Consider the following 20,071-nt stretch of genomic DNA (forward strand, 5'->3'; position numbering starts at 1 on the left):
AAAAGATTAAAAGATTAAAAGATTAAAAGATTAAAAGATTAAAAGATTAAAAGATTAAAAGATTAAAAGATTAAAAGCAAAATCCCAGGGATTCCATCCCTGGACCCGGCCAGGGAGGTGCCCTCCCTGGACCCGCAATAGTTTTGGGTGGTGAATGGTTACCAACCAGAGAGGATGAACTGCATCGTCAGCAGTGGCGCTGCGGGCGCAGTATGCAGTGAGAGTTGTCAAGCAGATTGGCGATAGGCAATGGCTCCGCATCGCCACAGTCGTAGCGCGCAATAGTTCGATTTATAAGCTCAGAGAGGCAGGGAGAAAAAGGGGTGAGACTACAGGGTAAGGTTGCCATGGTGACCGGGGCAGTGGGTCAACTGGGTCGGCAATTTTGCCGGGCGTTGGCCTTGGAGGGGGCAGAGGTTTGGGTGACCGATCTGGACCGGCAGCGTTGTCAGCAGGTGGCGGAAGAGTTGCCGCATCGGGGGGCGTCGCATCATGCTCTGGCACTGGATGTCGGGGAGCCGCAATCGGTGCAGGAGGCGATGGCGGAGATCAAGCAGGTTTCGGCTGCTTTGGATATTGTGATCAATAACGCGGGCATTGCGGTTTTTACCCCCTTTGAAGAGCGTAGTTTTGAAGATTTTATGCGGGTGTTGCGGGTGAATACGGGGGGAACCTTTCTGTGTATTCAACAGGCAGCGCAGTTGATGCGCCAGCAGGGAAGAGGGGGCAGCATCATCAATCTGGGCTCCATCTATGGAGAGGTGAGCAGCGATCCACGCATTTATACCGATTGTGGCCGCAAAAATTCTGAATGTTACAGCGCCTCGAAAGCGGGTATTATCATGATGACCCGCTATTTTGCTGTGCATTTGGCGCCCTTTGGGATACGGGTCAACTGTATCAGTCCGGGTGGTATTTTTAACCAGCAAGGTGAAGATTTTGTTGGTAACTATAGTCGTGGTGTACCCATGGCGCGCATGGGGCAGGAAGAGGAGTTGAATGGTGCGGCTGTTTTTCTGGCCAGTGACGAGTCACGTTACATGACCGGGCAGAATCTGATCATTGATGGTGGCAGACTCTCCTGGTAGTTTTTTTTGCTCTCCAGTTGGATAGACGAGGTTGGCAAAGTGGAGACAGAGGGCGAGGCAGGCTGGATACAGGAGGAGGATCTGGACTATCTCAAACGGTGGATGGTCCAGGTAGAGAGACATATCCGCGAGTTGCACGAGTTGGCACAGCGCAGTGGCCGTCTGGCCATCTTTACCATCAGTTCGACAGTTAAAATTCCTGAAAAGCGTTGGCCCTATTTGACCCCCATTCGTTCCATTGTGCATGGCCATATTGGTGGGGTGGTGGTGTTTTCCCAGAGTCAGGCCATTCTGGCTTGTTCGCTGGTGGATGGTTTGGCCGATGTGGTGTTGGTGGATGCAGAGAAGAAGATTGGCATCCAATATGGACGTTCCGCAGAGTTGTTGGCGCAATTTGGCATCACCTTGCCACCCAATACGCAGATTACCAAAAGCTATGTCGAGATGGGCAACTTGAGTGCTGCTTGCGCCCGTTTTTTGCAGAAGAGTAAATTTCAAGAGTTTAAGGCAAATGATATCACTGTAGATGCTGTGTGGCTGCAACTCACCTCGTGGTTTAAGGTGTTGAGCGGACGCAAATTTGCAATTATTGGCGTTGGCAATATAGGTTTCAAGTTGGCGCTCAAGTTGGTAGAGAGTGGCAGTTCGGTAGAGATTGTGCGTCGCGATATGGTGCGTGGCATGTTGATGGCAGATGTATTGAATCTGGTCAAGCCGCGTTCGACGTTGGCGACGGTGCATTATAATCAAGATCCTTTTCAGGCCTGTTTGTATGCGGATGCCATTATAGGCTGCACCAGTGGGCAAGCGGTGGTGCCATGGGCGATGATTCAGGGGTTGAAGGAGGGGGGATTATTGATTGATGTGGGCAAGGGCTGTTTTTATCCGGATGCGGTGCGGCGAGCGATCGAGGGGGGAATACCGATTTATCGTTGTGACATTACCTCCAGTATTGACGGTTTGGTGGCGGCGATGGAGCGCAATCGGGCCTATTTATCCAACGAGATGGGGCGACGTGTCTTGCCGGAGGGGATCTGTTTGATTTCTGGCGGGCATATGGGATTGGTTGGGGATTTGATAGTCGATAATTATCGGCAGCCGACGCGCTTGTTTGGAATTTCGGATGGTTGTGGGGATATGAAACGGCAGTGGACTGAGGCAGATCAGAGCAATGTGGAGTGTTTGCAACGCTTGATGGGTAAGACAGAGGCAGCAGGTCACGCTTGATGCGGGATGGTGGCTCTTTTTTGTCGTTAGCGGTTGCTGGCTGCCAAGCGCTGTCGGTTTGCGCAACCATATTACATAAATAATAACCTTGTTTGTTCTGTTGAGCGCCATGGATGAAGAGAGTGTGTTGGCAAAGATTTTGCGGCTGGAAGAGGAGGGTAGGCTGATTGACCTTGCCCAATTTTTGCAGGGGCAAAATTTTTTGGTTGAGGAGTTGCGGAGGCTGTTGCAGCAGTTGCTGGCACAGCGGCGGATCAAGGCGGCCTATCTGTTGGCGATGATGTTGCAGCGCAGTGGAGAGTTGGGTCTTGCGACAGCATTGGCTTTGAGTGTGGGTGGGATTGCGTTTGCCAAGGAGCAGGAAGCGGGTATCGGTTTGCGCTTGTTGCAGGAGGCGATAGACAATGGCACTTTGCAGAAGAGCGATCTCTTTTTTCGCGAACAACTGTTTCCTTTGTTGCACACGGTACTGCAAAAATCCGGGCAGAGGCTGGCGGCTGACAATAAAACAAAAATCATTAATATATTAGCCTGTATGGCAAACAGTTCCTCTTTATTGTCTGGATGGCAGCGGATTCAACGGGAGTCGGTGCAGGCGATGGAGCTTGCAGAGGGGGAGGAGGAAGAGGTTTCGGGGTTGTTACAGAAGGTGGTGGCATTGGAGGGGATGGGGCAGGGCAAGGAGGCGGCCTTGACGCAGCTTTTTGTTGCCCAGAGTTATGCCATTGGTGAGATGTTGAGTTTGCTGCGTGATTTAATGCGGCGCAAGCCGCCGTTGTTGGAAGCGGCATTTTTGTTGGCGCGCTTGTTGGATCATGTAGAGGAGCGGCATTGGTTGATCAGTGTTGCGTTGAGTATTGGTGGTTTATGGCGCGGGATGCGCAGGGAGTATCAGCGTGGTCTGCTCCAGTTGCAGGAGTTATCGCCGAGTTTATCCTATCAGCAGCGTAATGAGATCTATACGATGGTGATAGCGCCGCTGATGGTAGCGTTATTGCAAGCCAAGGAGGCGGAGGCGGACAAAGAGCTGCATCGGGCGATGTTGGAGATTGGCAAGGCGGTTGTGCCGATGTTGGGGGAGGTTTTTGCGCAGGAGGGAGAGGTTGCGCGGTTGACGCGGGAGAGTTTGCGCTCTTTGGCGGCAGAGAGGGGTGGGGCACGTTTATCTTTTGCCTTGCCGGTGCGGCCGCAACAGGCGCGACGAGTAGTATTGTTCATGATTGATTCTTATATAGTTTATCGTCTGGAAACGGCGATGCAGGCGTATGGTTGGCAGGTGACGGTGCGTCTCTTGAGTGAGCAGAGCGATGGTGGATGGTTGTTGAGTGAGTTGTATGAGGCCATTGCGTTATGTCAGCAGGTGCGAGCGGAGCTGTTTGTCATCCGTTTTGATCAAATTATGCAGGGCAGGCAAGTGGCACATGATTTATTGCTTTTGATGCGCGAACGTTTGCCGGATGTAAAGATTGTGGCGCTTTCTTTGGATGCTTGGACGATCAATCAAAATTTACCGGGTGATGTGCTGCCGTTACAATTTCATGAAAAGGTATATGGCATATTAGAGGTATTGGATGCGGTATGGCTTTCCGATGTTCCGTTATTGGGGATATGGGAGGAGGTACCCTTTAGGGGCAAGGTATTGCGCACTCCTTTGCCGCATGGGGAATATTTTGGACCACCGGATCCGCCGCTTGCTCGGGTGTTACGCTATTTTGGCAATCGTTTGCATCCAGAGTTTTGGTATCGCAATTTTTGGCCATTGGTGACGGAGGAGAAAAATTTACCGATTATTTATCAGCAGCATAGATTTTTGGATGCGCAGGGATATTTTGATCAAGGGCGCTGTCAGCTTACGCGCGGTGAGGAGGCGTTACGGACCTATAGCGGCCACAAGCGTGGATTGCATGAGGCGACCGTGGTGATGAACATGACCAGGAAGGCCAATTTGCAGTGTATTGTCACCCATCGCAGTTTTGAGGTTCCGTTGAATGGGGGGTTATTGGTACAGGAGTATACGCCAGAGATGCACTGTTATTTTACGCCTGGCGAGCATTATTTAGAGTTTGGGTCGGTAGGGGGGTTAGGGGAGATTTGTCGTTTGCTGGTGGAGGAGCCGGAGTGGGCAGAGGAGATTCGGCGGTGTGGCAGTGCCTTTGCGCGTGCGCATTATAATGACGAAAAATTGATTGCATATTTGGATTGCTTTTTATGGCCGTAATATATCAATAAAAAGTAACAATTCGCCACCAAAAACAACTGCGGGTCCAGGGAGGGCACCTCCCTGGCCGGGTCCAGGGATGGAATCCCTGGGATTTTGTTTGTAATCTTTTGCCTTTGGCGCGCTTTTCAAACTAAGCCGACGCGCTTTTTGCGTCGGCGCAGCGCGCCTAATGGAAGCAAGCTGTGGGCATTGGCGCGCATTTCTTGCGCCAATGCCCACAGCATCCCCATGGGGGTAGAGCTGGCGCGCCAGCACGAACCTGAATAGTTACCTTACCAATTTAGATAGATCTTTTCGGCAACAGGTTGCGGAGAAGCAGAATCCTCTCCAGAGACAGCAAACAGAGAGAGTTTCGGGTAGGAAGTCTCGAGCCAACGCAATGAGTTGACAACATAACCGCTGATGTTCAGGTGGTACTCCTTGGCCTTATCTTGCTGCAAGAGATTCTGCAGCTCAGGTCTGAACTTGAGCTTGAGATCTTCGAGAATCGACATCAGGAAAACCTATGCTTGCGGGGGAGTATGACGGCCAAAGATGGCTTTGCCGGCGGCAACAGCCGTCTCATATTCGGCAAGGGGGGGAAGAGCAACTCCATTGTTTGTAGTCACATGAGCCGCGCTGGATAGTTGCGATGCCATGGCCTGAGTGATTTGCGGGTGCATGGAGGCGGGCCAGATGGCTCGCATTTTGTTGGCATATTCGTTATTGTCCATTGTCGTTCTCCTCAAGGGGAAACACCCTGTCGGTCTGCCTGTCATCCATAATAGGATCCGGCATGGTTTTTGTCAACGGGTATATGTATCATTATTTTTATTGTAACATGTCGTTTTTGTTGGGGCGATATATTATTAAAACTGAGAGAATAGTTAGTAAATATTACCAATTTCTTGGATTGCTCCATATCTTTGCTTGTGCAGCAAAGTGGCTGATGGTGGCTATTTGTTCCGTCGATAACGGGTGGCGAATCCATTGCAAAATGGCGCGCAGATTGGCCAGTGAAAGGGTGCCAATCAACAAATGATCAACTGCCGATAGTGAAAAGGCAAAGCGCACCGCCATTTCGGTTGTTCCCATCTGCCACTGCTCGGCCAAATGGTCCATCTGCCGCAAATAGGCCAATATCTCTTCGCCCTGACGGATGCGCGTGGTAATCTCTTGACGGTTGGCCAATATTCCCTGCAATAGCAAGGAGCGGGCAGCAAAACGGATTGTTCCTGCGCCATTGGGCAGCACAAAACGGTTGTAGAAGCCCAAGTCAAAAATACTGATCGGGATCTGAATCACGTCATACAAACCGCATGCGATGGCATAGTGGCACTCTTCATGGCTGTACAGGGAGACACCGATCTTGTCGATCAGGCGCTGCTCTTTAAGCAGGGCAATGCCAGCATGTACTGCCGGGTCGCTGATAATTGCCAGTTCATTTTGATGCAGATAGCAGAGATCAAGTTGTTGGCGGTGCAGGCGCTGCAGCGATTGCTGCACGCTGGCCAGCATCTGTGCTGGTGTTTGTTTGTTGTTGGGGGTGAGTTGATCGATTTTGCTGCTTATCCAGAGTGCGGGTTGTTCTGTTGGGCGTTGCTTCAGATAAGCGCCGAGAATTTGTTCGCTGTTGCCGTAGCGGGGAGAGCTGTCCAGACGATGAATACCCAGCTCTTCCACCTGGGCCAGGAAGGTGGCGGGAGGGAGTGGTTGTGCTGAGGAGGGGGAGGAAAAGCCATAGTTGGGCACTCCCAGTTTGACGGTGCCCAGACAAAAGCGGGCGTTGTTTGCTGCATCAGGAGTTATGGATTCTGCGTTCGGCATTTTGCAGGTCGCTTTCATGGTCGATGTCCACCATCTGTTCGTGGGCGATGATTAAAGGCAGGACACGGGCTCCAGAGATTGAGCCTGCCAGGAGTGTTTCTCGTCGTACCATCTCCAGGTCGCCGGTTTGAAAATAGCGTGTGGGCAGTAGTTGTCGCGGCAGATTATAGGGTTCCCAAACCTGCTCTTCGACGCCACGGATAAAGGGACCATCTTCTTGCCATTGTCGATAGGGGTGCTCTTTGGTAGGGGCGACGCTGCGCACTGAGGTAGCCTGTGGGTGTTGTTGCAGCAGTGCGACTGCCTGTTCAATTAATCCTGGTGGGCGCAATGGGGAGGTGGGGCGCAGCAGCACCAGCAGGTCGATCTGTTCTTGATAGATTTTTTCCAGTTCGTGCAGGGCGTGTTGGAAGACTGGAAAATCTTGGGTTAAATCTTCGGCCAGGTGGGCAGGACGCAGAAAGGGCACTTGTGCGCCCTCTTGTTGGGCGATTTCTGCGATTTGTGGTGAGTCGGTCGAGACGATGGTTTGTTTGACCAGTGGACAAGAGAGTGAATAGTGGATGGAGTAGTGGAGGAGAGGTTTGCCGTGCAAAGGCCGGATATTTTTCATTGGGATGCTTTTGCTGCCGCCGCGGGCGGGGATGACGGTATAGATATTCATGTCAGTCCAATTAATTGGTGCGCAAAGAGAAAAAAACTGTTACGGGGTCCAGGGATGGAATCCCTGGGATTTTGCTTTTAATTTTTTTTGCTTTTGGCGCGCTTTTTACTGAAGCCGCCGCGCTTTTTGCGTCGGCTTAAGCGCCTAATGGCAGCAAGCTGTGCGGATTGGTGCCTATTTTTGCGCCAATCCGCACAGCATCCCCATGGGGTAGAGCTGGCGAACCAGCACAAACCTGAATAGTTACAAAGATAAAACCTTGGAGACTCCGTCTCCAAACCTCTGCCAGGAGGCGATAATCTCCTCCTGGAGCTCCCTGATAATTATATATCATTCCAAGTGATCGGATAATCAGCCTCAATATTCTGACGCACCGTGCGTCCCACAATCACCTCCAAATATCTGGGCAATAAACCACCACCAGGACCTTTGATAGTCACCATCTCCCGACGCAAAACCTCCCCAGCCTGAATGTCACAGGCCGCATATAACGATTTGCGCTGCGCATTGATGGTGTCATACTCAGTCGGTTGAATCCGCTTCACCGGTGAACCCAAAATCGCTGGTACCAAATGGCTGATCTTTACCAACTCTTTCATCTCCCAAGGCTCAGAAGAGAGTATATGATCCGGCCCCTCCAACATGCGATCCAAGGTAAAATGGCGCTCAATCAAATTGGCACCCAAAACAATAGCCGTATGCGCAGTAAACAAGCCAAAGGTGTGGTCCGATAGGCCAACCGGTATCTGAAAACTCTGCTTCAAAGTCTGAATCACCCGCAAATTCATCTCGCCAGGGGCAGAGGGATAGGCAGAGTTGCAATGCAACAGCATCAGATTGCTGTTGCCGGCATTGGCTACCGTCTCTACCGCCTCCTCAATCTGCGCCAACGTTGACATGCCGGTAGAAAGAATCATCGGTTTGCCAGTACCCGCTACCGCCTCAATCAAAGGAAGATTGACCAAATCCATGGAGGCGATTTTGTACAAAGAGACCCCCAGCGATTCCAAAAAATCCACACTGGCAAAATCAAAAGGAGTGGAAAAAATCTCTATACCCAACTGACGCGCATAAGCAAACAGCTCCTTCTGCTCGCTGAAAGGCATGGAAAGACGGGCAAACATCTCATAAGCGCTCTCTTCCAAACCGATGATCTGCTCCGCATAACGGCTGGTTTTGACCTTGCCAGAGATGCGACTGTGCGGCGTATAGGTCTGAAATTTGACCGCATCGCAGCCAGCTGCTTTGGCCTGCTCAACCAACTGCTTGGCAATGGCCAGACTGCCATTATGGTTCAACCCAGCCTCGGCAATGATATAGGCCCGCTGCTCATCGCCAATGGTTGTCTGACCCAGGGTAACCGCTTTGTTCAAAGTCACTCGTGGGGGCTTGCGCAACACCTGGGTTAACGAAGAGCCCTTTTTGCACAGGGTGTCGGCCAGATCGAAAGCTTTATGAAACAAGACCTGTGCATCAGCATAGAAAAAATCTCCCCCAGCCCCAATGGAAAAGAGGCCACGAATCTTGCTGATGGCCGCCCGCGTGCGTGCCAACTCCTCCTGGAAACCTACCTCCTGCAAGGGATAGACATGCGGTTCCCAATGAATGGCCTGGTCAAACAATAACGAACGCGAGGCCAGTCCGGTCATCTCAATCTGCTCTGCTACCAAATCCAGTAACTGCTGCGGCGGCATCTCCAGCAAAGGATCTTCATCACCATAACAAATCTCTGCCGTCAAATAGGTTTTATCCGCCGGGGCCATCGCCGGGGCCATCTTTTTTGCTTCAGTGATGCGGTTATACAGCACTTTTGGCGAGTCATAATAGAGCCAATGACACCCCTCCGGGAGGATGGAGGGGCTGTTGTAGGCAAAAAACAGTGAACAAATACCGCGAAAACGCAAGGCGCTGGGCTCTCCCAATAGTTGTGCTGTGAGAGTGATCGGCAAGGTGGAAACCACCACATCCTCAGCATCAATCTCCAAACGCTGGCCGTTGGCAAATTGAATAGCCTGCAGACGATTCTCCTGGTGCGCAATGGCCTGCACACTGTGCTGCAGATGACAACGCCCCCCCAATTGCACGATCTTTTCCAGAATCCGCTCAAAGATGCAGCCGGTACCATATTTGCCGACCGCATTCCACTGCTGATGATAGAAGGGGGTGATCTTCTGGCGAAATTCAATTCGCTTTGGTGCCCAGATGGCGCTCATCCGATCGGTGGGAATGCCCCAGATTTTTTGCGGATAACGCTCAAAAAACATCTCACGCAACGTCGGGCCTACCTCGGCATTCATATATTCCCGATAGGTGGTGGCCCGCTTTTTCTCCTCCGGATTGCGCTGCTCCAGCTCCGTGATGATCTGCTTTTTTATCTCTGCCGGAAAATGCGCAATTCCCTCCCAGGAGATGGGATAGTCATACAATTGATCAAACTGCTCGCCCTGCACATTTTTGCAGCGAAACTCCCCCTTGACAAAGAGATCGCCAAACTCCTTTTCCCAAAACTCTGCCAGAGTGCTCTCCGGGGTGTGAAAGATGTGTGGCCCGACATCGACCAAAAACTCTCCCCACGGCCAAGTCTGACACATGCCGCCAACCCGCTGGTTTTTTTCATAGAGATCAACCTGCCAGCCATTTTCGAGCAGCTTCCAGGCCAACACCAAACCTGTGGGACCGGCACCCAGGATGATTGCTTTTTTGTCCATGATTAAAATGTCCAGCAGAGCTTAAAAGAGATCAACATTTTTCAAAGGCCCACCAGGTGACATTGTCCAATTGGGTCAGACGTTTCCAGGCAAAACCATAATCGAGCAGACGCAGATTGGGATAGAGATCCAACCACAAGCCACCAAAATCGCGCTTGAACAGCATATTATCATGGCCGCGATAGTTGATGCTCTCCAGTTTGTCGGAAAAATATTCGATGGTGACAATATAACGCCCAGAGACCCGATAGATCTCCCGATAGGATTGTTCCAGATTGTCCGGGTGCACATGGATCAACACAGTATTGGTAAAAACCAGATCACATTGCCCATCGGCGAAAGGGAGGGCAGAAGAGGTGGCATCGTAAAGATCAGCGGCTTCCAGTACCCGATCACTCAAAACAATCTGGCGGGCTTCCGAATTGGGTTCGACAGCAAGCAACTTTGCCCCGGTGACAGAGCGCAAGGCACGGAGATTTTTGCCGATGTTGCAGCCCACCTCCAGGATCGATTGCGGCGGAGCACCCTGCATGGAATGCAGAATACGTGTCCACAAAGCGACCAGCGAACGCAAAATGGTCGGATTGGCATCGTTGCGACCAATATAGTGATGGCCAAATTCGCCACGCCAGAACTCGATTTGTGATGTTGGTGCAGGCTGATTCATAAGGTGTGCTTTCTTCGCAAGAAAAGAGAGTAAGAGTGATTGGCACTCTGTCGCATGGCTATTGCCAACTTTGTAGCAACAGTTGTGCCTGTTGCAGAGCACTGTTTGGGTTGGCCCAGGCAGCAGGGTCAGCAAGAGCGCCGGGCATCGGCATACAGCTTTTGGTGATAAGCAAGAGCTGTTGCAGCAGCAGAAGTTGCCCTTGTTGTATGGCCAAGGCCAGGGATCGGCTTAAAACCGGTTTGCCGATCTGTTGCTGAAAGAGATATTGTTGGTCAGGAGACCAGGCGGCCAGCAGCTCTGGCAACAGAGCAAGACCAAGAGCCATTTCAGCCTGATTGTGGAACAGGGCACCACCGACAGATTGTGCAAAGGCTACAGCAACATGCCGACACTCCCGTTTATGCAGCAGCATGGCCAAAATATAAGCAACCCGTATACGGTTGCTGGGCAAGAGACGCAGCAAAAGGGCAACCATATTGCCCGGATGATAGGGAATTGTGTGAAAATGCTCCACCAGAGCATTGAGATCATTGGCTTCGTCCAACTGCACAAAGCTGTTGAAAAGTTGATCGACCGGTGAGACGCTGCGCTGGCGCCAGCCAAAAAGAATGGCCAACTCCTCGAAGGAGACTCTGTTGGCAAAACCAATCTCCTCTTTGGCCCACTCCACACACTCCTGCCCCTGCTCCGGTTCTACATAGAGCCAGGGATATTTATTGCGCAGAAAATCATGTTGATACATGCTGGCCGAGAGGATTAATTTTTCCCGCTCGACCGGATCCTGCCAGGCGGGTTCATTCTGGTGTTGATTCCAGCGATAGTTATCCAGCGGCCCGGACAGAGAGACCTTCACCCCACACAGACCGGCATAGACAAAATGGGAGCCAATACCGTTGGAGGTCATATATTCGACGCTATCGAAGAGATGGCGCATGCGAAACAGGGCATTTTGATCCATCAAGCCGGCGCCAAAAACATAATCGAAGCCATATTTATTGAGATTGTCCAGCCACATGCCATTGGCCAGGCAGGCCAGATTGATGCAGAAAATTACCCGTTTGAACTGTGGAGCGATGGAGCGAATATATTCCAGATATTCGATCTCATCGGCCCTGCCCTCCATGTTGACCAGCACATGGGTCGGCATCACCAGCAGCGAACCGGGAATGCGTTGCGCGGCGGGATTGTGCTCAATATAGCTGAAAGGGAGTCCGACAGCGCGGGTATCCTCATAGCCCGCATCCTGCAACAGCTTTTCGATAGCTTTGGTGGCCACCAGATAGGGGCGGCGACGATCAGCGGGAATAATAAATTTGCCATCGGGATGGCTGGGCAGGCCGATATGGGCATCGCAGGCCAACTGGTCAGCACGCAGCAAATCCTGTCGCCAGCCATGGGTCCAACTGACATAGCTGGTGGGGGGATCGACAATACCCAGGCGATCGGCCACCATCTTGGCCGCACCATAAAAATTCAATTCAACCGGTACGACGTTGGTCTTCAAAAAACCGGGAAGCTGTAACTCTCTACCAATATCCATGTTTTGCCATTCAAGAGTGAGTTTTGCCTTCACCATCCGGGAGAGAGCTCATGTCAAATCCGGAATAGAAGGAGAAAAAGCGAAAATCATTCGGCTGATAGGAGCCGAACATGCCGGTATTGATATCCATGCGTTCAAAGGCCGCAATTTTGGGTTCACTCATCTGCCACAGATGTTGCCGGGCCATCACCAAAGCGCTTTGATCGAGAAAATAGGGATAGGAGCCCCGTTGTTCCGCATCCTGGATGGCCCATTCCAGATAGTGGCGCATGAAACGGGCAAAGAGCTGGCCGACCGCGCTGGGATAGACCAAAAGCAGGTTGGCAATCAGGCGATCAGCCAGTTTGACGCCCCGTGGCCGTTCATGAAAAATGACATCCTGACCGGCAGTACGCTCCAGCAGATCACGCATGCCGCGTTGCAAAAGCTGGTCGATGTCGGTGGTGATCACAGGACGTTGGAACAGTTCCAACAGATTGCCCAAGGAGAGAAAACGTGCCGATTGATAGTAGACCAGCGGTGAATGGATCGGTTTGGCTTCGCTGTTGCGCCAGGTATAGGCCTGGATGGAAGCGGGATCAAATTGATCGGCAGCCAAAAGCAGACGATCATCCGCGATGGCAATCTCTGCTCCCAACTCCGGTAACAGCTCTTTGCCGCCGATTACCTGGATGATCACCAGAAAAGAGAGATCACAGGAGCGGATCAAGGATTGGATATAGCGGCGGGCATGGCGGCGGACATATACCGGATCGGCGGCGCAATAGAAGATGATCTCCACTTTGCGCTTGGTAATCCGGCTGCGAATGGTTTTTAACTCTATCGCTTTGCCATCCGCCTGGGCAAATTGCAGGCTTGGCCAGGGAGGAGCAGTCGGCAGAGGTTGAATCAGCGCCAGAGAGTTGATCGCCTCAATGGAGACCGCATACAACATGGTATCACGATAGAGAGGATCACTCTCCGGCACAGGGTTGTGCTGCAGAATCTCTTTGGCCAGCGCGCGCCACTCATCGATCAGAGGCTGCTCGGCCGGATCGAGTTTATTCAGCAACAGTGTGCTGATGGCCATATAAATTTCCTGCAGTCGGAAGGCTGGAGGAATGGCCGAAGGTTGCAGCCGTGCCAGACGAATGCGTTGCGCAATCTCTGCTTGCCGATCCTGGCGGGCAATACAGTCGTCAACCACCACCTGATGGGCAGAAAAATGGCTGGGATTGACCAGGAGCAGCCGTTTGGCCGCGCGCAACAGAGCCTCTTTATCGGCCACTCTTTCCAACACCACAAAGGCCTGTTCCTGCATGGCGCGATTGTCGGGATTGAGCTCGGCCAGGGGCGCAATCAGGGCAGCGGCCTGTGGCAGCGCACTGTTTTTCAAGGCAACATTATAGAGCTCGATGGCATGGAGCATGATCGGCTGCAGGATGCTTGGCCAATCGTTGCGGCCTGGGGCGATCTGTCTGGCCAGGAGCAGTCGTTGCAGCGCCAGAGAGATCTGTCCGAGTCGCGCTTGCAACAGTGCCGAATGGATCAGAGCCTCCACATGGTTGGGATCACTGAGCAGCAAACGCTCATAAAGGGCGAGTGCGGCCTGTGGTTTATCCTGATTGCGCAGGGCATTGGCCTGGGTAAACTGTTCAGCAACTGTGGGAAGAGGGGCTGCCGCTATGGCAGCAGCGGGATCCAGCAACGCCGCGGGCAGCGACTGCATGTCAAAGCCGGAGTAGAGGGTGAAAAAACGGAAGGGAGTGGCGATAAAGCTGCGATACATATCCTCGTTGATGTCATAAAAATCAAAATATCCCAGTTGCGGGCGACTCATGCGCAGCAGATGGTGACGGGCCAAGAGCAGGGCGGTTTGATCCATAAAATAGGCGCAATAGCCTTTTTTCTCCGCATCCTGGAGGGCCCATTCCATGTAGTAGCGGAAGAATGAGGCAAAGAGCTTGCCGGGTGCAGTGGGAAAGAGCAAGAGCAGACCGGCGATAAAGCGATCGGCAATTTTATGGTTACGCAGCACCTCATAGAAGATCACATCATGGCTGGGAAACTGCTCCAGGAGATCGGCCACGCCGCGCTGCAGCAGTTGATCGATATCGCTGGCCAGGATCGGCAGATTGAGCTGTTCGAGCAGAGAGCTCAGATAGAGGAAGCGGGCCGATTGAAAATAGACCAGCGGAGTGCGAAAAGGTTTGGGCTCGTTGATCTTCCAGGTGATGGCTTGCACCGAGGCGGGATCAAAACTGTCACCAGTAAAGAGCAGACGCGGATCATCAATACCGACAGTGCTGGCCCAGGCAGCAAGATTATTGCTGCCGCCGATCACATGAATCAGGATCAGGCAGGGAAGATCACAGTTGCGCAAGATGGAGGCGGCAAAGCGACGGGCATGCTCGCGGATATAATGGGCGTCGGCGGCGGTATAGAAGAGAATACGACTCTGCAGACGATTGGCCAGGGCACGCAACTGCTCCCAATCCATGGGTTGACCACTGGCACTGACAAAGGGCAAAGCTGCTTGTACGGGAAGCGGGGGCAGAGGTTGCACAACCGCCTGCATGTTCACCGCCTCGATGGAGGCGCGATAGAATTGACAACTGTGATAGAGCTCATCCCCCTCTTGGACTGGTTGTGCCTGCATGATGGTACGGGTCAACTGTTGCAGCTCTTCCACCTGACGCACAGTCTCCTCTTCCAGGGGCGCCAGCAACAACAGGCAGAGGGCCATATAGACCTCTTGCAGATGATAGGCGGTCGGCACCTCGCGGGGATGGCGACGTGCCCAAGCCAGACGCAGCGCCAACTCTCCGGCGCGATCCTGACGGGATTGGCAATCGTTGATCAACTCCTGATAGGCGTTAAAATGGGCTGGGTTGAGGGCCCATACCCGCTTGGCAGCCTGGAGCATGGCAGCATTATTGTTGACCCGTTTGAAGAGAACCAGAGCCTGGTGCTGTACCTGTGGATTGTCCGGGTGCATCTGTGCCAACGGTTCCAGCATGCGTGCAGCCAACTGCCAATCACTGGCTTTGAGCGCCGCATTATACTGTTCCATCAATTGTGCAACCGACAGAGAGGGGTCTGCGGGCAGAGGAGGAGTGGCTGGGCTGCCGGGTTTTGCTGTGGGCAGAGCCGGTGGTGTCGTCGGAGATGCTGCCACAGAGGGCGCCGCAGTTTTGCCAACAGTGGGTGGAGTGGGTGCGGCAGGTTGCACAGAGGGTGCCACCGATTTGCCGGGAGCGGGTTGCGCTGCCGTCGAGCGGGCAGGTGTGCCTGCCGGGGTGAGGATGCGTGTTGCTTGCGGCATCACCACAGCAGGAAACTCCTCTACGCGCACATCAATATGATCGGGAGCCAGGCCAGCGCGATAGCGTTCCCACATCATTGCGTAGGATTTTTCCAGGCTGCGGGCAAAACGTGGAGTGTCAAAAAGCGGGGCGGTGGGCAGATTGCGCTGCAATTTGGCTTTTATCTCCGCCAACCGCTCTGGTGCGTGTGCCAGCTCCATGGCCAGGGCTTCATAATCTTCCAGGGTGAAGGTGACCAGTTCTGGCAAACCGACATAGGAGAGCAGACTGCCGGCCACCCGCGAGGCAAAACTTTGTCCGGCATAGGTGATGAGGGGGGCTGCCGCCCATAACGCATCACTGCCGGTGGTGTGCGAGGTGTAGGGATAGCTGTCGAGAACCAGATCGGCCAAACGGTAGCGGGCCAGATGCAGTGGCGCGGGCATTTTGGGGGCAAAATAGATGCGATCGGGATCCACACCCCGTTCTTGGGCCTCCCGGCGAATATTGGTGACCACCCATTGATTGGCCTCAAACAACCAGAGCAGACTGCCGGGTGTTGCGCGCAGCAGGCGCATCCAGATGTCAAAGATGGGCGGATTGATTTTATAATTTTTATTGAAGCAGACGAAGAGAAACCCCTCTTCTGGCAGGCCGCACTCTTTGCGGGTTGGGGTGCGGGGAGCGATGGCGCGCTTGCGATCATTGGGTTGATAGCAGCTATCCAGACGAACGATTTTTTCGGTAAAGTGGCTGGCACACTCTGGCGGAGAGACAAAGGGATCGGAGAGGACATAATCGATAAAATCGGCTCCGACAGTGCCGGGATAGCCCAACCAGGAGACCTGAATGGGAGCCGGGCGCAGAGCCGGCACCTCCAGTCTGGAATCTTTGGTATAGCCTTTCATCTCCACCAAAATATGTACCCCATCATCGAGGATGCGCTGTGCGGCATCCTGGTGCGAGAGCAGACGCAGATCGACAAAACTGTCGCTGGCGGCAATGATCCGCCGACGCATGGTTTGTCCATCATCCTGTCCATAGGAGTAGGCGATGGTCTCCACCCGTTGCCGATCATGGATTTCAAAGAGTTCGGCCATCAGGTGGGTTGTGGCATGATCCTGATAGTCACAGGAAAAATAGCCGATTTTCAGACGCGGCGGAGTCAGGTCGTAGACACGGCTGGCGGCCATGTTGCGGCGAATGCCATATTTGTTGTCGGAAGAGAGGATGGCACACTGCAACTGCTCTTCCGGGGTGGTCGGCAGGGAGAGCATGATAAAAGGATTGATGGAGCCTTGCCCGGCATGGAAGGCGGCCATCATCCGCGCAAAACGGCCATAAAAATCGTGCCAGTCGCAGATGTGCAACATTTGGTGCAAAACGGAGCCATGTGCTTCGGGATCGTTGGGAGAGTTGTCGAGCACCTGTTGATAACAGGCGATGGATTGCTCCACATCTCCCAACAGTTGCAGGGCAAAACCCAGATTGCTCAAAGAGGCTTTGTCCTGTGGGTTGATGGCCAAGGCTTTGCGATAATATTCCACCGCCTCTTCCAACCGTTCATCACGTTGCAGTGCGATACCGATATTGCCATAGGCGGAGCAAAAGTGGGGATAGAGCTCGATGGCCTTTTGATAACAGGCAATGGCCTCATTGGTGCGCGCTTGCGAGGCCAGTGCAGAGCCCAAATTGTTGTAGGTTTCGTGCGAATTGGGCTGCACGGCCAGCGCTTTGCGATAGCAGGCAATCGCCTCTTCCAGATCACCACGCAGTTGCAGGGTGACCCCCAGATTATGGTAGGAGGCGACATGCGCGGGATTGATGCTCAGTGCCCGATGGAAACAGGCGATGGCTTCATCCAGCTTTCTCGCCTCTTTCAGGGCATTGCCCATCCCATTATGGGCTTCGCAGAGGGTGGGTTGGATGGCCAGGGCCTTTTGATAGCACTGAATCGCCTCCTCGATCCGGCCTTGATCGAGCAGAACATTGCCCAGATTGGTATAGGCGTTCTGGTGGTTGGGCTGCAGAGTCACCGCTTGTTGATAGCTGGCGATAGCCTCTTGTGGGCGTCCGGCAGCGAGCAGCAAATTACCCAAACTGTTATGCACCTCAAAGAGGTCTGGTTGCATCGCCAAAGCCTGTTGCAGACAGTGGATGGCTTCATTGATTTTGCCCTGCATGCGCAACAGATTACCCAAATGATGCAGCGCTTCGTGCTGGTTGGGTTGCAATGCCAAAACCTGGCGGAAACAGTGGATGGCCTCATCAAGCTCGTTCAGGCCGGAGAGAATGATACCCAGATTTTGCCAAAAGACCGGTTGATCGGGACGCAGTTGGCAGGCTTTGCGAATCCAGATGACCGCTTTTTGAGGCTCTCCCGATTGAAAATAGAGATGGCCCAGCAGATGGAAAAATTCGACATGTTCTGGACGCAGCTCCAACAATTTTTGGCAGCAGGCTATCGCTTCCGGCAGGCGATTTTGCCGCTGCAGAAGGATGGTTTGCTGGAACAGCAGATCGGCTGGGGAAGGAGCCGGTGTCGGTGCTGCGGCGACGGCAGGAGCTGCTGTTACCACTGCCACGGCTGCAGGGGCTGCTGCAGGGGGTGCCACAGCCTGGCCAGAGTTTTGGTTTGTTGTGGGTTTTTGGCTGACAATTGCTTCTGGCGGCAGCGCTGGAACCGAGATATGGTCGGGAGGCAGAGCTTGCAGATAGCGTTGCATAACCAATTGGTAGGCGCTTTCCAGATGGCGGGTAAAGCGCGGGGAGTCAAAGAGCGGTGAGGTGAGCAGATTGGCCTGCAACCGGTGGCGGATGGCCAGCAACTGCTCGGGATGATGATAAAATTTAACCGCCACCTCTTCATATTCGGCCATGGAGTGGCAGACCAGTTCGCTCAGGCCGACATTGCGCAGCAGACTGCCAGCCTGGCGGGAGACAAAGGTATCACCGGCGCAGGTGAGCATGGGACAACCGGCCCAGAGGGCATTGCTGGCGGTGGTGCCGGAGTTGTAGGGGTGGGTGTCGAGGACCAGATCCACCAGACGATAGTTGGCCAGATAGTCGGCCAGGGCCATTTTGGGTACAAAATAGAGGCGGGTTGGCTCGACGCCGCGAGCGGCGGCCTCCCGGCGCAGATTGCTCTCCACACGTTGATTTTCCGCCACCAGCCAGAGCACAGATCCGGGAGTGCGGCGGAGAATATTCATCCAGACGGTGAAGATGTCGGGATTGATTTTATAGACTTTGTTAAAGCTGGCAAAGAGAAATCCCTGTTCGGGCAGACCACGTTGCAGACGGGTTGGGGTGATCTCTGCAATATTGCGTTGCCGATCGTTCGGTTGAAAGCACTCCGGCAGGCGCAGGAGCTTTTCGGTATAATAGGGTTCGCTGCCGGGTGGGGTGATAAAATGATCGGTCAGCAGATAATCGATAAAGGGGGCGCCCAGGGTGCCCAGATAGCCCAGCCAGGTGATTTGTATGGGGGCCGGGTGCATGGCCAAAACCTGCAGGCGGGCATGTTTGGTAAAACCGTTGAGATCGATCAAAATATGGATACCATCGGCAACAATGCGTTGGGCCGAGGCTTCATGGGAGAGGGGACGCAGATCAACAAAATGGTCGGCAGAGGCCATGATGCGGCGACGCATCTCCCGGCCATCATCGGGGCCAAAGGAGTAGGCATAGATCTCAAAACGGCTGCGATCGTGCAACTCAAAGAGTTCGGCGGTCAGATAGGCGACCGGATGGTTTTGAAAATCCGAGGAAAAATAGCCAACCTTGATGCGTTCGCCAAAGCGGCGGGGATGCTCGGCGGCCAGATCGGCACGGGCTGGATATTTGTTGCGCATATAGCGCTCGGCATTTTCCCGCTGCTCCGGGGCAGTGCAGGGCAGGGCGAGCATCACAAAAGGGCTGGCTTCACCCCGACCGGAGTGGAAAACCTGCATCATCTGCTGGTAACGCGCCGGAATATCCTGCCATTCAGCCAGATGCAACAATTGATTGAGCACATCACAATGCAGAGTGACCTTTTCAGGAGCCAGTGCAGCCGCTTTTTGATAGCAGGTCAGGGATTCATCCCAGCGATTCAGATCGGTGAGGATGAGAGCCAAATTGCTCAAGGTGTCGGTATCATTGGGGTAGATGGAGAGGGCTTTCTGGTAACAGGCGATGGCCTGCTCCAGTTGTCCCTGCTCTTGATAGACATTACCCAGACTGTTATGGGTCTGATAGAGGCTTGGGTTGAGGGAGAGGGCCTTTTGGTGATATTCAATCGCTTCGTTGAGACGGCCCAAATCACGGAGAACATTGCCGACATTATGGTAGGCATTGGCCTGATCGGGATATTTGTTAATCGCTTGCTGATAGGCCTCGATGGCATCCAGTGGTTTGCCTTGCACCAGTAAGGTCGAACCCAGGCCATTATAGAGGCCATAATGATCGGGATGCAGCTCAAGCCCTTTTTTATAGAAGGCGATGGATTGTTCGAGATTGCCTTGTTCGCGCATCACGGTTGCCAAGCCGTTATAGGCATCGGCATGACCGGGTTGCAGAGCGAGCACCTTTTGGTAACATTCGATGGCAGCAGCATGTTGGTTGCTGCGCACCAAGACGTTGCCCAGGCTGTTGAGCACTTCGCAGCTTTCGGGCTTGGCTTGCAGCGCCTTTTGATAATAGATGATGGCTTCAGCAAATTGATTCAAGTCGGCGAGCATGCCGCCCAGATTGCCGAGGGCCATATAAAAATTGGGTTGGGCAGCGATAGCGTTACGGTAGCATTCAATCGCCTTTTCTCGTTGTCCCAGGGAGGAGTAAACGATACCGAGGTTGTTGAGGAAGGTGGGATTGTTGGGTTGC

11 protein-coding genes are annotated in these 20,071 nt (G+C 53.3%); 3 read left to right on the plus strand and 8 right to left on the minus strand.

Annotated elements, in window-relative coordinates:
- Positions 1-323: 323 nt before the first annotated feature.
- From EJP87_RS05425 to EJP87_RS18795, 3 genes are all read left to right on the plus strand, one after another.
- Positions 324-1,088, plus strand: a complete 765-nt coding sequence (locus EJP87_RS05425) for an SDR family oxidoreductase (protein WP_193771158.1) — start codon at positions 324-326, stop codon at positions 1,086-1,088.
- 39 nt (positions 1,089-1,127) lie between these two features.
- Positions 1,128-2,315: a Rossmann-fold NAD(P)-binding domain-containing protein gene (locus tag EJP87_RS05430; RefSeq protein ID WP_130470844.1), complete on the plus strand. Its 1,188-nt coding sequence runs from the start codon at positions 1,128-1,130 to the stop codon at positions 2,313-2,315.
- Between the two features lie 88 nt (positions 2,316-2,403).
- Positions 2,404-4,533, plus strand: a complete 2,130-nt coding sequence (locus EJP87_RS18795) for a glycosyltransferase family protein (protein WP_193771159.1) — start codon at positions 2,404-2,406, stop codon at positions 4,531-4,533.
- 275 nt (positions 4,534-4,808) lie between these two features.
- On the opposite strand, the gene EJP87_RS05440 is transcribed toward EJP87_RS18795, so the two are convergent.
- From EJP87_RS05440 to EJP87_RS05475, 8 genes are all read right to left on the minus strand, one after another.
- Positions 4,809-5,030: a hypothetical protein gene (locus EJP87_RS05440; protein ID WP_130470846.1), complete on the minus strand. Its 222-nt coding sequence runs from the start codon at positions 5,028-5,030 to the stop codon at positions 4,809-4,811.
- Positions 5,031-5,039: 9 nt separating this feature from the next.
- The gene (locus tag EJP87_RS05445) at positions 5,040-5,249 is read right to left on the minus strand and encodes a hypothetical protein (protein WP_130470847.1); all 210 of its coding nucleotides are present in this window, start codon (positions 5,247-5,249) and stop codon (positions 5,040-5,042) included.
- A gap of 163 nt (positions 5,250-5,412) precedes the next feature.
- The gene (locus EJP87_RS05450; protein WP_193771160.1) at positions 5,413-6,342 is read right to left on the minus strand and encodes an aldo/keto reductase; all 930 of its coding nucleotides are present in this window, start codon (positions 6,340-6,342) and stop codon (positions 5,413-5,415) included.
- Complete coding sequence (locus EJP87_RS05455; protein ID WP_130470849.1) at positions 6,314-7,006, minus strand: acylneuraminate cytidylyltransferase family protein; 693 nt, start codon at positions 7,004-7,006, stop codon at positions 6,314-6,316. Before EJP87_RS05455 ends, EJP87_RS05450 begins: the two co-directional genes overlap by 29 nt.
- 323 nt (positions 7,007-7,329) lie before the next feature.
- A complete protein-coding gene (locus EJP87_RS05460) occupies positions 7,330-9,714 on the minus strand; it encodes an N-acetylneuraminate synthase family protein (protein ID WP_130470850.1) in 2,385 nt (794 codons plus the stop codon).
- 31 nt (positions 9,715-9,745) lie between these two features.
- Complete coding sequence (locus EJP87_RS05465) at positions 9,746-10,381, minus strand: pseudaminic acid biosynthesis-associated methylase (RefSeq protein ID WP_130470851.1); 636 nt, start codon at positions 10,379-10,381, stop codon at positions 9,746-9,748.
- Between the two features lie 58 nt (positions 10,382-10,439).
- Positions 10,440-11,960 carry a hypothetical protein gene (locus EJP87_RS05470; protein WP_130470852.1) on the minus strand — a complete coding sequence of 507 codons (1,521 nt, stop codon included), beginning with the start codon at positions 11,958-11,960 and terminating at the stop codon, positions 10,440-10,442.
- Positions 11,935-20,071: O-linked N-acetylglucosamine transferase family protein (locus tag EJP87_RS05475; protein ID WP_130470853.1), on the minus strand; the 8,137-nt coding region annotated here is incomplete at its 5' end. The genes EJP87_RS05470 and EJP87_RS05475, both read right to left, overlap by 26 nt.

The sequence above is a fragment of the Candidatus Magnetaquicoccus inordinatus genome (assembly GCF_004217665.1).
GTDB lineage: Bacteria > Pseudomonadota > Magnetococcia > Magnetococcales > Magnetaquicoccaceae > Magnetaquicoccus > Magnetaquicoccus inordinatus.